11 protein-coding genes and 1 tRNA gene are annotated in these 15,287 nt (G+C 46.0%); 4 read left to right on the top strand and 8 right to left on the bottom strand.

Annotation, left to right across the window (positions count from 1 at the left end; translation table 11 throughout):
- Positions 1-22: 22 nt before the first annotated feature.
- Positions 23-1,300: a 4-aminobutyrate--2-oxoglutarate transaminase gene (gene gabT / locus KFE26_RS06555; RefSeq protein WP_113941280.1), complete on the top strand. Its 1,278-nt coding sequence runs from the start codon at positions 23-25 to the stop codon at positions 1,298-1,300.
- A 142-nt stretch (positions 1,301-1,442) separates the two neighbouring features.
- Here the strand turns inward: gabT and KFE26_RS06560 are convergent, their stop codons facing one another.
- Together KFE26_RS06560 and KFE26_RS06565 are read right to left on the bottom strand one after the other, a co-directional pair.
- The gene (locus KFE26_RS06560) at positions 1,443-2,453 is read right to left on the bottom strand and encodes an LLM class flavin-dependent oxidoreductase (RefSeq protein WP_212599959.1); all 1,011 of its coding nucleotides are present in this window, start codon (positions 2,451-2,453) and stop codon (positions 1,443-1,445) included.
- A 519-nt stretch (positions 2,454-2,972) separates the two neighbouring features.
- Positions 2,973-4,538 (bottom strand): peptide MFS transporter, encoded by a 1,566-nt coding sequence (locus KFE26_RS06565; RefSeq protein WP_212599960.1) that lies wholly within the window; start codon positions 4,536-4,538, stop codon positions 2,973-2,975.
- 419 nt (positions 4,539-4,957) lie between these two features.
- Between KFE26_RS06565 and mak the strand changes: the two genes are divergently transcribed.
- The gene (gene mak, locus KFE26_RS06570; RefSeq protein ID WP_028760873.1) at positions 4,958-5,854 is read left to right on the top strand and encodes a fructokinase; all 897 of its coding nucleotides are present in this window, start codon (positions 4,958-4,960) and stop codon (positions 5,852-5,854) included.
- A gap of 229 nt (positions 5,855-6,083) precedes the next feature.
- On the top strand, positions 6,084-8,204 hold the full coding sequence (locus tag KFE26_RS06575; protein ID WP_105249900.1) for a methyl-accepting chemotaxis protein: 2,121 nt from the start codon (positions 6,084-6,086) through the stop codon (positions 8,202-8,204).
- Between the two features lie 243 nt (positions 8,205-8,447).
- Here the strand turns inward: KFE26_RS06575 and KFE26_RS06580 are convergent.
- From KFE26_RS06580 to rpsU, 5 genes are all read right to left on the bottom strand, one after another.
- Positions 8,448-8,524, bottom strand: a tRNA-Ile gene (locus tag KFE26_RS06580).
- Between the two features lie 255 nt (positions 8,525-8,779).
- Entirely contained in the window at positions 8,780-10,618 is a 1,839-nt protein-coding gene (rpoD, locus tag KFE26_RS06585; RefSeq protein WP_131523063.1) for an RNA polymerase sigma factor RpoD, read from the bottom strand.
- A 135-nt stretch (positions 10,619-10,753) separates the two neighbouring features.
- Positions 10,754-12,478, bottom strand: a complete 1,725-nt coding sequence (dnaG, locus tag KFE26_RS06590) for a DNA primase (protein ID WP_212599961.1) — start codon at positions 12,476-12,478, stop codon at positions 10,754-10,756.
- An 83-nt stretch (positions 12,479-12,561) separates the two neighbouring features.
- Positions 12,562-13,005 carry a GatB/YqeY domain-containing protein gene (locus tag KFE26_RS06595; RefSeq protein WP_028760869.1) on the bottom strand — a complete coding sequence of 148 codons (444 nt, stop codon included), beginning with the start codon at positions 13,003-13,005 and terminating at the stop codon, positions 12,562-12,564.
- A gap of 6 nt (positions 13,006-13,011) precedes the next feature.
- Positions 13,012-13,227, bottom strand: a complete 216-nt coding sequence (gene rpsU, locus KFE26_RS06600) for a 30S ribosomal protein S21 (protein WP_006080725.1) — start codon at positions 13,225-13,227, stop codon at positions 13,012-13,014.
- Between the two features lie 215 nt (positions 13,228-13,442).
- On the opposite strand from rpsU, the gene tsaD reads away from it, so the two are divergent.
- Positions 13,443-14,459 (top strand): tRNA (adenosine(37)-N6)-threonylcarbamoyltransferase complex transferase subunit TsaD, encoded by a 1,017-nt coding sequence (tsaD, locus tag KFE26_RS06605; protein WP_198573915.1) that lies wholly within the window; start codon positions 13,443-13,445, stop codon positions 14,457-14,459.
- Positions 14,460-14,541: 82 nt separating this feature from the next.
- On the opposite strand, the gene plsY is transcribed toward tsaD, so the two are convergent.
- Complete coding sequence (gene plsY / locus KFE26_RS06610) at positions 14,542-15,153, bottom strand: glycerol-3-phosphate 1-O-acyltransferase PlsY (protein ID WP_212599962.1); 612 nt, start codon at positions 15,151-15,153, stop codon at positions 14,542-14,544.
- Positions 15,154-15,287: the final 134 nt, after the last annotated feature.

Consider the following 15,287-nt stretch of genomic DNA (forward strand, 5'->3'; position numbering starts at 1 on the left):
TTTGGCGAGTGAGGAAGACTAAATGACAACAACCAATGATTCATTGATGGCACGTCGCCAAGCCGCAGTTGCGGGTGGTGTCGGGCAAATTCACCCTATTTTTACCGCCCGCGCCGAAAATGCGACTGTGTGGGATGTTGAAGGTCGCGAGTTTATCGATTTTGCGGGCGGCATTGCTGTGCTTAATACCGGTCATCTTCACCCTAAAGTGAAGGCGGCGGTTGCGGCTCAGCTGGATAATTTCTCCCACACTTGTTTTATGGTGCTCGGCTACGAGAGCTATATCCAAGTATGTGAAAAGCTCAATCAACTGGTTCCTGGGGATTTTGCCAAGAAGACGGCACTATTCACTAGTGGTTCAGAAGCGGTTGAAAACGCAGTTAAAGTGGCGCGTGCCTATACCAAACGTGCTGGCGTGATTGCGTTTACCTCGGGCTACCATGGTCGCACTATTGCGGCTTTGGCATTGACCGGAAAAGTCGCGCCTTACAGTAAAGGTATGGGACTGATGTCGGCGAATGTGTTCCGCGCTGAGTTCCCGTGCGAAATGCATGGCGTGTCCGATGATGATGCTATGGCCTCGATTGAACGTATCTTTAAAAATGATGCCGAGCCGAGTGATATCGCCGCCATTATTTTAGAGCCAGTGCAGGGCGAGGGCGGTTTTTACGCCGCATCGCCCGCCTTTATGCAACGTTTACGCGCACTATGCGACCGTGAAGGCATTATGCTGATCGCCGATGAAGTGCAAACAGGCGCGGGCCGTACTGGCACTTTCTTCGCTATGGAGCAAATGGGTGTTGCTGCAGATATCACGACCTTTGCCAAATCTATTGCGGGTGGTTTTCCACTCTCAGGTATTACCGGCCGCGCCCAAGTCATGGATGCAGTGGGTCCCGGTGGTCTTGGCGGTACTTATGGTGGTAATCCGTTAGCGTGCGCCGCTGCGCTTGCTGTCATTGAAGTGTTTGAAGAAGAAAAGTTGCTAGAAAGGGCCAATGCCATTGGTGAGCGCATTAAGTCTGCCCTGAATGTAATGCAGGTCGAACATGCGCAAATCGCCGATGTGCGTGGTTTAGGCGCTATGATCGCCATTGAATTGATGGAAGAAGGTAAACCTGCGCCGCACTATTGCGCGCAAGTGTTGAGCGATGCCCGTGACCGTGGATTGATTTTATTATCCTGCGGTACTTACGGTAATGTGCTGCGCATTTTGGTGCCATTAACGGCGCCGGATGCACAAATTGATGCAGGCCTTGGTATTCTTAGCGCCAGCTTTAATGCCGTACTGAAAAGCTAATATTGCTTTGATATAAAACGGTTTTAGATGACAGTTTTGCATAATAAAAATCCCGCTTCGGCGGGATTTTTATTGGGGGCGATTGTTTTGGAATTGGCTGTTTTTACTGCCAGTGACTTTCAGCACTCATTAGTTAAATGAATCACCACTTTTTAATCTCCATTAGGATCTGTAATGCTTTTTTGCGTTTATCAAGATCATACAAGTCATTGGTGAAGATAAACTCATTCACGCCGAGTTCTTTGACGATCATTTCCAAACGATGCTTAATCGTCGCTGGGCCACCAGTAACTGATAAACCTAAGAAGTTATCGACATAGGTTTCTTCTTGCGCACTCCATAAGCCATCCATAGTATCAACTGGTGGCTTTAGCCATAACTCGTGACCACGGATAAGTGCCAGCACGCGCTGTTTTGAGGTCGTGCCCAAATATTGCGCCTCTTCATCTGTATCGGCGGCAACTAACGGTAAGCCAAGCATCACATAGGGTTTATCAAGCACTTGAGAAGGTTTAAAGTCGCGGCGATAGATTTCAATCGCATCGTAGAGAAAACGTGGGGCAAAGTGGCCCGCAAACACATAGGGCAAACCGCGCTGCGCCGCTAACTGTGCGCTAAAGAGACTCGAGCCCAATAACCAAATTGGCACATTAGTACCTTCTCCGGGAATCGCTCGCACCGCATGACGACCATTGTAAGGGCCAAGTAGAGTTTGTAATTCACTGACTTCTTCAGGGAATTGTTCGGCGCGACTGGTATCACGGTTCAGTGCTCGGCTGGTAATTTGATCGCTGCCGGGCGCACGGCCTAGTCCTAAATCGATTCGACCAGGATATAAGCTTTCAAGGGTACCGAACTGTTCGGCGACCACTAAAGGCGCATGGTTTGGCAGCATAATCCCACCCGCGCCGACGCGAATACGCTGAGTATTGCCAGCAATATAGCCAATTAATACCGAGGTCGCCGCGCTAGCGATACCGGGCATATTATGGTGTTCGGCAAACCAAAAACGATTAAAGCCGAGTCTGTCGGCTTCCTTGGCATACTGCAAACTGTTGTGCAGCGTTTCACCCACAGTCGAGCCTTGGCGCATAGGCGCGAGTTCCAATAGCGAGAAGGGAATATCGGCCAATATTGATGTCTGTTGTGACATAGTGTCTCCAAGTGACTGCCGTTTTTGCTAGCAACAACAAGAGGCGCTAACAGTGTTAGGCGTTTTGTTGTTGCTAGGCTCATTGCTAAGATAAAGCGTTAACGGCTCAGCCTTGATGAATAAAAGGTATTCAGTGTTATTGATATGGGGCTAAGTTCCGTGCTTCTCAAGCTTGAACCGCTAACTCTTTACCCTTCGTTATTTCATTAGTCATGTCAATTTGAGTTTGCACTTGAGCAGCGCCATACAACTGAGTGTGTACTCGCTTTGTAACAAATTGAGCGGCTGAAGTCATCCGCGTGTGAGGGCCGATAATGTGGAACTGAAGTTCTTATTCTCAGCAACTCAGTGCTAAGCCAGTCACAGTGGGATTGATGACTTTTGCTAAAGTTCATTTGGTTATGAGTAGCAATATAAGTGTATAAACGATGTTGAATGAAGTGATAAAAAAACTGCCGATAGCAGGGCTATCGGCAGTTAATGTTATGCAATAGAAAAATCGCTATTGTCAGTCGAGTATTACTGCTCGGCTTTCACATCCCGTAGCGATGCTGCAGCACTTTCATTAAGATCATGATCAGCAGCATTGTTATGTGAATGGTGAGTCTCAGTCAGGCGACGCATCAGAGGTAATACCGCAAGTGCGATAAAGGTACAGACCACAGCGGCTATACCTAGTTTATTAAACAGACTTGTGTATACGGGTAAGGTTTGCAGTGGGTCGACTAAATCCTTGGGTACACTGGCGAAGTTAGCAACTACACCGCCCAGATACTGTGAAATACCTGATGCGACGAAATAGGCACCCATCATAAAACCGCCCATGCGTGCAGGTACGTAGCGAGCAATCATGGCAAGTCCAAGACCACTCACCAGCAATTCCCCTAAAGAGTAAGAGGCATAGCCCCAGATCATGATCCATGAAGAGGTTTTACCATTGACTGCAAATTGGCCCGCAAAGCCATAGATAAAGAAGCCTATCGCCACAACGGCAAAACCGAGGGCAAACTTCGCCGCGATAGAAAAGTCTTTATCATTGCGTCCAGCCCACGAATAGCTCCATGCGAGTACTGGACTTAATACCATAATCCATAATGGATTTAATGCTTGGAACTGGGCAGGTGACCAAGTCCACAAGTGGGTACCAAAAACTTGAAAATCCCAATCCACGTTACGCAGGGCAAACAGCGCGAGTGACGTTGACATTTGTTGATAGAAAATAAAGAAGAACACGGTTTGCACCGTAAGGATCAGTGCTGCAATCAGTCCAGCTCTTTCACTGGTTTCGCTGGTGCGGATCAAGTGGAAGAAGATTGCCAATACGGCTACGCCTGCTGCATAAACGAAGACGCGCGCAACAGCTTCGTATTCAAGAATAATGGCTGAAGCGACAACCGACAATGCGGATAGACCCAATACAATCGCGAGGTTTTTCTTGTTCACAGGGCGAGTATCTGGCTCAGAACCGTAATGGACTAGACTCTTACGCATGAGTGCATAGTTACCTAACCCCACCAATATACCGACACAGCACACAGCAAAGGCCGCGTGCCAGCCAAATTCGTTGCCATATTGGGCGTTAACGTAATCTTTAATCCAAGGCGTGAGCAACATAGAGAAGGTCGAACCCACGTTTACCGCCATGTAATAGATGGTAAACGCACTGTCGATTTTAGAATCGTCACCTTCGTAAATCTTACGGACTAAGTTACCCGCATTCGGCTTGAATAGGCCGTTACCGACCACAATCACGCCGAGCGCTGAAAACATAAACCACGTATTTTCAGTGGGTATGGCCATTAGCGCATAACCCAGAGAGAGGATCCCCGCACCGAGCAGCATAGTGCGTTTGGTGCCGAGGATTTTATCCCCAACCCAGCCACCAATTGCCGGTGATACATAAATAAGTGCCGCACAGGCACTCCATACTAAGTTTGCACGTGAGTCATCAAAGCCAAGGCGCTGCACCATAAAGTACACAATCAGCGCTTGCATGCCGTAATAACCAAAGCGTTCCCATAATTCGATAAGAGACACAGTCATAAATGAATGTGTTTTACTTACCGGAGCAGTCCCAATAGTCATATCGCTTGCTTCCAACATTGTTGTTTTAATATTTGAGCTCAAAAGTATAAGGCGATAACCAATTCAAACCAATGGCAGACATAGGCAAAAACAGACTTTGTTACAAATGACCTTATCAATTTTAAGGTGGATTTAAGTGGGGACAGTTCTATCCAAGTTTTTCTGCTGCGGATAAATCAAGGAACATTCGCAGTACTATCGGATAAGCAGATAATGGCATGTGCGGTTATGCGCTATGGTGTATTTAAATACATTGAGGTTGATTGCTGTTTGTCCAACAGGCATAGTGCGCTTGGAAATTCTAATGTAGATCACTTTAAAACGAAAAGTTCTACTTAGCAGCGTCTCTACAGTTGCAGATATGCATCAGGTTGTTAATGCACCGCTTTGCGTTAAATATATTTAAACGGAGTATATGAATGTTACGAATTGGTATCGATCTTGGTGGCACAAAAATCGAGGTAGTCGCATTAGATAGCGATGGTAACGAAGTCTTTCGTAAACGCATCCCGACGCCGAGAGAATATGTTGCGACAGTCAATGCTTTGGTTGCATTGGTAACTGAAGTCGAAGACAGCCTGCAGCAAACCGCCACTATCGGAATAGGTATTCCTGGGGTTGTTTCTCCTTTTACTGGCCTAGTAAAAAACGCTAATTCAACTTGGATCAATGGTCATCCACTTGATGTGGATCTGGGGACTCGATTAAATCGTAAAGTAAAAATTGCTAATGATGCGAACTGTTTTGCCGTATCAGAAGCGGTAGATGGCGCTGCCGCAGGAAAGTCAGTTGTATTTGGTGCCATTATTGGAACTGGATGTGGTGCTGGTATCGCCATCAAAGGCCAAGTACATGATGGTGGCAATGGTATTGGTGGTGAGTGGGGTCATAATCCTTTACCGTGGATGAAAGCAGATGAATTTAATACCACGACGTGTTTTTGTGGTAATAGAGACTGTATCGAAACGTTTATATCTGGAACAGGCTTTGTTCGCGACTTTCGCGCTGCGGGCGGTGTTGCTGACAGCGGTATTGAAATTGCCCAAATGATGCAAGCGGGAGATCCGCTGGCAACTCAAGCATTTAACCGTTTTATTGACCGTTTAGCCCGTTCATTGGCCCATGTGATCAATATGATGGATCCTGATGTTATCGTCCTTGGCGGCGGTGTGTCTAACATTGATGCTATTTACACCGAATTACCAAAAATTTTGCCGCTATATGTGGTCGGCCGAGAGTGCCACACTCCCGTTGTTAAAAATTATTATGGTGCTTCATCGGGAGTGCGTGGCGCCGCTTGGTTGTGGGGACGCTAATCCTAGACTCAATCAAGAATAGTGTTTGATATTAAAGGCTGAATTTATTTATTTGAATTTGGCCTTTTTTGATTTAGTCATTCAAAAGTTTTACATTCCATTGACAACTCTTTATCTTAAGTACTGGTAATTCTTACCCTAAGTGCTATTTTTAATGCTGTATAGAAAGTATAAAAATAAAGTAGATCAAAATAATTACGCTATTGTCGTTCTCTTGGGAGTTTACTAGATGAAGCATTTGTCCATCAGTACTAAGTTGTTGTGGATTACATCAGCATTATTTTTATCGATAGTGGCTATTTTATCTATCAGTTTATGGTGGACACTGTCGGCTCAAAACGCGCAATTATCGGATCAAGTTCAAAATACCCTACAAACTGAAACGCGGGATAAACTCGAAGCCCGCGCTGGTGAATATGGCGAAATGGTCGCTGGATTTATTAACGAAGCCTATCGTATTCCTTACTCTTTTGCCGGTATGGTGGAGAGTACGGCAGAAGAACTTCCCTTAAAGCGTGATCGTTTAGAACTCACTGTGGCGGCTGTGCTTAAGAAAAATGCGCAAGTTTCCTCCATGTATGCCCAGTTTGAACCTAATGGTTATGATGGGCTCGATACTGAGTTTCTGAATATTAATTCCAGCCACAGTGTCACGACATCAGGTGCCCTAGAGGTTTACTATACCCGTGATGACAATGGCACTGTTGCACATCAACAGGTTGAAGATTCGTCAGAAAAATACCTTACTAGCCTAAATGAATTTGGGATCCGTGATGCAGAATGGTATTTATGCGGTAAAGAAACCTTAAAGCCCTGTCTAATGGAGCCGTATTTATACGAAATCACTCCCGGTAATAAAGCATTAATGACCTCGCTAACTGTGCCTGTGCTTAAGCGTAAACAGTTTATCGGTGTGGTCGGTGTTGATTTAAACTTACCCGTCTTTCAAACCCTTATCGATAAGTTATCTAAGAGCCTCTACGATGGGCAAGCAAAAGTGACCTTATTAAGTACCCGCGGTTTAGTGGTTGCAGCAAGTCATTACAGTAAAAAGGCACGCCCTTTAGCTGAGTCAATAAATCCAGCTATTGCTTCACAAATCATCTCGTTACATAAGAACTCGGGTTACATGGTTAACGATGATGAAATTATTGTTGCCTACCCAATTAAGATCCCTTTAGCGAATGCCGAGTGGTCCTTAGTGATCCAAGTGCCGACTGCGCAGGCGTACAAGAGTTCGATTGTGTTGAATAATGATATGGATGAAATGGCAACTTCCTTGGGGAGTTTGTTGCTCATGGTCGGTGTTGTCGTGTCGATTGCTGCTGTGATTACGATTAGCCTAGTGATCCGTAGCATTATTTCACCCTTAAAGATGATCCAAGGCCGTGTAGAACACTTGGCAAGCGCTGATGGCGATTTAACGCAATCAATAGAAGTGGACTCCCATGCAGAGTTGATTGCGTTAGCAAAAGGTTTCAACTCCTTTATTTATAAACTGAAAAACTTGATTGCCGAGCTTAAAACCCTCGCGAGTCGTTCTCAGGAAGAAAGCCAAGCTTCAGCGAAAATTGCCCAGCTCACGCGTGATAGTGTCAATCGTCAATATGGTGAAATTGAGAGTGTGGTAACGGCCGTAAACCAAATGAGTGCCACCGCACTTGAGGTTGCTAAGGCGTCTGAGCAAACTGCTGCAGAAACAGAAGCTATGTCACGCAACATTCGTCACAGTGAAGAAAGTCTGACTAAGGCGATGGGCTTTGTGGCGACTATGTCTAAAGAGTCAATGGAAGCTAAGCTGGCCGTGAGTAAAGTCGCAGACAGCAGTATGAATATTAGCCGTATTCTTGAGGTGATCAGCTCTATTGCCGCACAAACAAACCTGCTGGCACTAAATGCGGCGATTGAGGCGGCGAGGGCGGGTGAACAAGGACGGGGTTTTGCTGTGGTGGCGGACGAAGTCCGTGCGCTGGCATCTAAGACTCAAAGCTCGACGAATGATATTAGTACTCTTATCGATGCACTGCAAAAAGAAGTTCAAAGTGCTTCTGGCATCATAGATAAAGGCGCTGAACGGGCACAAATGGCCGTATCTCAAACTGAGCAAGCGCTGAACTCATTGAACTCTATGGTGAGTCAGATTGAAGAAATTTCGGGCCAAGTGACCCATATCGCGGCAGCAGCAGAAGAGCAGAGCGCGGTGACTGAAGAGGTTAATCGCAATATTACAGGCATTTCTGATTCGGCTTCTGAACTTGCGCGTCTTGCGGGTGAAGCACAGCAAAGCAGTGTAGTTTTAGCAAACTTAGTGAAGCAGCAACATGAGCAGTTAGGCAAGTTAAAAACCTAGCACTCAGATATTTGTGGAATTAGCTCATTGATTTTAAATAGGCTCTTTGATTGTGTAGCTGCTTAACACTTATCAAAGAGCCTATTTTTATGGATATTTAAATAACATCGAATAGGCTAAAAATTTAAAACAGTTCAGCGAGGGGAATGTGTAAATACACGGATATTGTGTGATAACTAGCGGAGATCAGTTTTTAGATACAAAAAAGCCCATTGAATCAATGGGCTTTTTCGTTGAATCGGGTGGTGGCCCCTCACGGACTTGAACCGTGGACCTAACGATTATGAGTCGTGTGCTCTAACCAACTGAGCTAAGGGGCCGACTTAAGGTAATCGTCATTACCTGAAGCGGGAGGAAGTATACTAAGCTTAGTTACGCTTGTCACCCGTGTTTTGGCTGGAAATTCACGCAACTGATTCAATTGCTTATCTGTTAATCAACTTAAACGCTATCGTCGCTTAAATTTAATGCTTCTATGCCGTGCTTATGCAGATATTGGTGTTGAAAAGGTAATAAAAAGCCCTGCATGGGCAGGGCTTCAGATCTTACTTAGATGACTTTAGGTTTATAACGGCCTATTCATCTAGGAATGATTTTAAGATTTCTGAGCGTGAAGGGTGACGCAGTTTGCGCAGTGCCTTAGCTTCAATCTGACGAATACGTTCACGGGTCACGTCGAACTGTTTACCCACTTCTTCAAGTGTGTGGTCAGTGTTCATATCGATACCAAAACGCATACGCAGTACTTTCGCTTCACGGGCGGTTAGACCTGCTAACACTTCGTGAGTGGCGTTTTTCAAGCTTTCGCTGGTCGCAGAATCCAGTGGTAATTCGAGGGTTGTATCCTCGATAAAATCACCTAAATGCGAATCTTCATCGTCACCGATTGGGGTTTCCATGGAGATAGGTTCTTTAGCTATTTTCAGTACCTTACGGATCTTATCTTCCGGCATCATCATACGCTCAGCCAGTTCTTCAGGTGAAGGCTCACGGCCCATTTCCTGTAGCATTTGGCGAGAGATACGGTTCAGCTTGTTGATCGTTTCGATCATGTGTACTGGAATACGAATTGTGCGCGCTTGGTCGGCGATAGAACGGGTAATCGCCTGACGGATCCACCAAGTTGCATAGGTCGAAAATTTGTAACCACGACGGTATTCGAATTTATCCACGGCTTTCATTAAGCCAATGTTACCTTCTTGGATTAAGTCCAAGAATTGCAGACCACGGTTGGTGTATTTCTTCGCGATAGAAATTACCAGACGTAAGTTCGCTTCAACCATTTCTTTCTTCGCACGGCGTGCTTTGGCTTCACCGATTGACATACGACGGTTGATGTCTTTTATGGCAGAAATCGCTAAGCCAGTTTCTTCTTCTACTGCTGCAAGTTTACTGCGACAACGAATGACGTCATCTTCAACCATTCTTAGGCCTTCGGCATAAGGCTTCGTTGAGGCTTTCTCAGTGTTGAACCAATCGAGGTTGGTTTCGTTGCCAGTGAAGAATTTGACGAAGTTTTTCTTCGGCATTTTGGCTTGTTCAACGCACAGTTTTAATACTAAACGTTCTTGAACACGCACGCGGTCCATCATAGTGCGCATGCTTTTGACTAAACGGTCAAACTGCTTAGGCACTAAGCGGAATTCTTTGAAAATTTCGCCGATTTCGAAGAGGGCTTTTACCGATTCTGGGTGTTCACGGCCCTTAGCTTCGATAATTTTCAGTGCGCTTTCGTAAGCGGCTCTGAGTTGACCGAATCTTTCACGAGCTTCTTCAGGATCAGGCCCTTTGTTGCCTTCTTCTTCATCTTCGCTGTCATCGTCATCCTCTTCGTCATCTTCATCGTCCAGTTCTTCCTCAGATAATTCTGAGCCGATGTGAGTGGCGGTCGGGGCGACGTCATCTTCGTCCGGGTTTACAAATCCAGAGATAATATCAGATAAGCGCAGTTCGTCGGCTTCAAATTGGTCGAATTGCTCAAGGATCATAGCGATCGCTTGTGGGTATTCGGCGACTGAACTTTGAACTGTGTTGATGCCTTCTTCGATGCGTTTGGCGATAACAATTTCGCCTTCGCGGGTCAGAAGCTCAACGGTACCCATTTCACGCATGTACATGCGTACGGGATCGGTTGTGCGGCCAAGTTCGCTTTCTACTGTTGCCAGTGCTGCGGCGGCTTCTTCTGCTGCATCTTCGTCTGTGTTGTCTTCCGACATCATCATGTCATCGGCATCGGGGGCTTCTTCGAACACCCGGATACCCATGTCATTTATCATCTGGATAATATCTTCGATCTGGTCAGAATCGACCATGTCTGCAGGTAAGTGATCGTTCACTTCTGCATAGGTTAAGTAACCTTGCTCTTTACCTTTGGCAAGCAACAGCTTAAGTTGCGACTGCGGAGTATGATCCATAGATATCATCCAAGTTGGGAAACTGTTACAACGACGGACACTTAGCATAAGCCAAGTGCCGCGCAAATCGTCAATTATAGCCGTGTGCACATGTCTGTGCTAGTCACTGGGGTAGCGAATGAGGACATTTTTGCCTCAGTTTAACCCTTTCATGACTGAGATCAGCTTCGAGAGCTGCATCTTCTCTTCTTTTGTATGAGTCTGCTTTAGACTCAATTCCTGATATCGTTGTTCAATATATTGATTGTTCAACCAAACCAGGGTTTGTTTAAACTTTTCGAGCAAGTTTTCATCCGCCACTTGATGGTCCCATTGGGCCAATTTATGGAGAGTGCCGCTGTAGGGGTGCTCTCTGAATTGTTCAAGTAGTTGTGCGCTGTTTAACGTTTGCTCTCGAGTCATCTCCAATAACAGTGGCAGCAATTCTATGCCTGGCATCTGCAAGTGGGCGAGTGCGGGTTGTGGGGGTAAACCCATACCCAGTTTAGGATGTTGTACTAACAGTGCGATGGCGAGTCGCAATGGTGTACCGCGTCCTTTTAATCCTTTACTTGCCATTGGTTTAGCTTGTTTCACGCTAAAGCCTAGCTTCTTTTTCATATCTTCTGAGCTGTTCATTCCTAACTTGTGAGCTAAGTTCTCAAGCAGTAAATTTTGCAGCACAGTGTCTTGAATTTTTTCAATTAAGATAAAAGCTTGTTTCGCTAAGTTGCCTTTATCTGTACCGTATTTTGTCGCTAACGTGTCAAATAGAAACTCGGGTAGTGCAATGGCAGAGTCCATTAAGGTTTCAAATGCATCTTTACCAATTTTACGAACCATAGAATCAGGATCTTCGGCCTGAGGCAGGAACATAAATCGCACTTGATCGCCCGGCTTTAATAATGGCAATGCTGTTTCTAAGGCGCGCCATGCCGCTTCAGTACCTGCTCTGTCGCCGTCGTAACAGCAAATCACTTCTTTAGCGCTGCGCAGCAAAAGCTGAAATTGCTCTGCTGTGGTCGAGGTGCCTAATGATGCGACAGCATAATCGACGCCAAATTGCGCCAATGCCACCACATCCATATAGCCTTCAACGATCAGTACTTTGTCTGGATCGCGATAGCGCTGCTTTAGTTCATAGAGACCATAAAGCTCATTGCCCTTATGAAATATGGGCGTTTCTGGAGAATTCAAGTATTTGGGTGTGCCATCACCTAAAACTCTGCCACCAAAACCAATGACTCGTCCGCGCCTGTCGCGGATAGGAAACATGAGGCGGTCACGAAATCTGTCGTAACGTTTCCCACTGTCGTTGCTAATTAACATCCCCGCAGTCAATAACTTATCCTGCGCATCTTGATTCTGACGATAGCGGCCCAATAAGCCATCCCAACCGTCTGGCGCAAAGCCAATACCAAAATGTTTTACTACATCATCGGATAAACCGCGATAGGCAAGATAATCGATAACTTTTTGTTTATCTTGGTGTTGTCTAAGTTGGTTTTGAAAGTAAAGGCTCGCTTCTTCCATGAGTTGATATAAGTCACGGCTTAAACCGTCATCATGTCGTTTGCCTGTGCCTTGTTCTCTAGGAACCTCTAATCCAAGCTGACCCGCCAAATCTTCAATGGCATCAATAAAATCGAGTCGGTCATACTCCATCACAAAATCGATGGCGTTGCCGTGAGCACCGCAGCCAAAGCAATGATAGAACTGTTTATCACGGCTGACGGTAAACGAAGGTGATTTTTCGCTATGAAAAGGACAACAGGCCGAGTAGTTCTTACCCGCCTTTTTCAAGGGCACCTTACGATCGATAAGTTCGACTATGTCAGTGCGAGCGATTAGCTCATTGATAAAATCACGAGGTATTGCCATTGAGTGCTTAAAATCCCGCCTTGCGCGAATTTAAACAAACAAGCCGCGCATAGGCACGGCTTGTTCATACAGTGAAACGCTAATTATTGCAATTTAGCACGGATCATAGCGCCGATAGCGCCCATGTCTGCACGTCCTTGCACTTTAGATTTCAATGCTCCCATTACTTTGCCCATATCCGCCATGGCGGATGCACCTACTTCTACAATAGTTGCATCGATGAGCGCCGCGATTTCCGCCTCTGTAAGAGGGGTAGGCAGGAAAGCTTCAATAACTTGAATCTCTGCTGCTTCCACGTCGGCCAACTCGTTACGACCCGCTGCTTCAAATTGAGCAATCGAGTCACGACGTTGTTTCACCATTTTGGTTAAGACCGCTATAACCTGTTCATCAGTCAGAGATTCGCGGGTATCCACTTCAATCTGCTTGATGGCGGCTAATGCCATACGAATAGTGCTCAAGCGCGCCTTCTCTTTGGCGATCATGGCCTGTTTCATATGGTCTTTTAGCTGATCAATTAGGCTCATATGAGATTAATATAAACGTACGCGACGTGCGTTTTCGCGAGAAAGCTTCTTAGCTAAACGTTTAACTGCAGCTGCTTTTGCGCGCTTACGTGCAGTAGTTGGCTTCTCGTAGAATTCACGAGCACGCACGTCGGCTAAAATACCAGCTTTTTCACAAGAGCGCTTGAAACGACGCAGAGCTACGTCGAATGGTTCGTTTTCACGTACTTTAATAATTGGCATACGCCATCACCCCTTAGGTGTAGGTTGTTCTGGTTCAATTGCTCGAACCAAGTCTATTTAAAATGGTGCGGAATTTTATACCGAGACACCTAGGCTTGTAAAGCCCTAAAACTGAGCTCAGTCCTATAGTGGACTCAATATGGCCTGCGCGACTGGAGTAATCGAGCGCTTGCAGGTAGAATTGGCGCCCTTTAGTTAGCAATTGATGAGACACCATGCGGGTTTTAGGTATTGAAACATCCTGTGACGAGACAGGTATCGCCGTCTATGACGATGAACTGGGCTTATTATCGCACACTTTATACAGTCAGGTTAAGCTGCATGCTGACTATGGTGGTGTGGTGCCTGAGTTGGCGTCGCGTGACCATGTACGCAAAATTGTGCCGCTTATTCGTCAAGCGCTGAAAGATGCGAATACTGAAATTGCTGATCTCGATGGGATTGCCTATACCAAGGGCCCAGGTTTGATTGGTGCTTTGCTTGTTGGCGCCTGCGTGGGGCGGTCACTGGCGTTTGCTTGGGACAAGCCTGCTATTGGTGTGCATCATATGGAAGGACATCTACTGGCGCCTATGCTTGAAGATGACGCGCCCGAGTTCCCATTTGTGGCCTTATTGGTCTCTGGTGGCCATTCTATGTTGGTTAAAGTCGATGGAATTGGCCGCTATGAAGTATTAGGCGAGTCTGTTGATGATGCTGCGGGTGAAGCGTTTGATAAAACAGCTAAGTTAATGGGCTTGGATTACCCCGGCGGTCCGCGTTTAGCAAAGCTTGCTGCTAAAGGTTTACCAGCAGGTTATAAGTTTCCGCGGCCTATGACCGATAGGCCTGGACTCGATTTTAGCTTTTCGGGTCTAAAAACCTTTACCGCTAATACCATTGCTGCCGAACCTAAGGATGAACAGACTCGAGCCAATATTGCGCGTGCTTTTGAAGAAGCTGTGGTTGATACGCTAGCGATTAAATGTCGCCGTGCATTGAAGCAAACAGGCTATAACCGCTTAGTGATCGCTGGTGGCGTGAGTGCGAATACGCGCTTAAGAGAAACCTTGGCTGAAATGATGAGCTCGCTTGGTGGACAAGTATTTTATCCCCGTGGTGAGTTTTGTACCGATAACGGCGCCATGATTGCCTTTGCAGGATTGCAGCGTTTAAAAGCGGGGCAGCACGAAGATTTGGCGGTAAAAGGTCAGCCAAGATGGCCGTTAGATACCTTGCCACCGGTGGCGTAAAACGCCTTTGATGTTGATAGGTTATGTTGAGACAAAAAACTGCGCTTATAGCGCAGTTTTTTATTGGGATAATGTTGTCACATTAAGATTTTTTAGGCGTTTTTTTACGTGAAACTTTGGACTCTTCACCTTTAAGTAGCCGTTGGATATTGTCTTTATGACGAATAATGATAAGCGTCGATAGCATGGCAACGGGAATGGTAAATCTGTCGTCTAACCACCAAGTATAAAGTGGTGCAAGTAAGGCGGTCAGAATGGCTGCAAGGGACGAGTAGCGGCTAATTAAGAGTAGGACTATCCAAGATGCCATTAAGCAAATGGCTAAATCATCGCCAATGGGAGCCATAGCACCAAAAGCTGTTGCGACACCTTTCCCCCCCTTAAATCCAAAAAATATGGGATAAATATGCCCAAGGCAGGCGGCGATAGCGATAAGTCCGAGTGAGACTGCATCTATGCCCATCAGATAGGCTAAATAAGATGGTAGGGCGCCTTTGAGCATGTCAAAAAACAACACCATGGCAGCCGAACTCGCGCCGCCAATTCGCAGTACATTGGTGGCTCCCGGATTACCTGAACCCTGTAATCTTGGATCGGGTAAACCCCTCATTCTACAAACCAGCACAGCACTCGAGATTGAACCTGCCAAATAGGCGGCCAAAATCATCAAAAGTGTCAGTGTTAATGGACTCACATTGGTTTCCTTACGCGTCTTAAGGTATTATCGCGCAACAATTTAAAAAGCTGACTCAGTTGTCAATCCCGCTATAGGTTTGTGGAATAACTCGCCCATTTGAGGTTGAGATATTTTCTGAATGAGCAAATCCT

It is taken from the genome of Shewanella sp. M16, from assembly GCF_018224605.1.
In the GTDB taxonomy this organism is placed as follows: domain Bacteria; phylum Pseudomonadota; class Gammaproteobacteria; order Enterobacterales; family Shewanellaceae; genus Shewanella; species Shewanella oncorhynchi.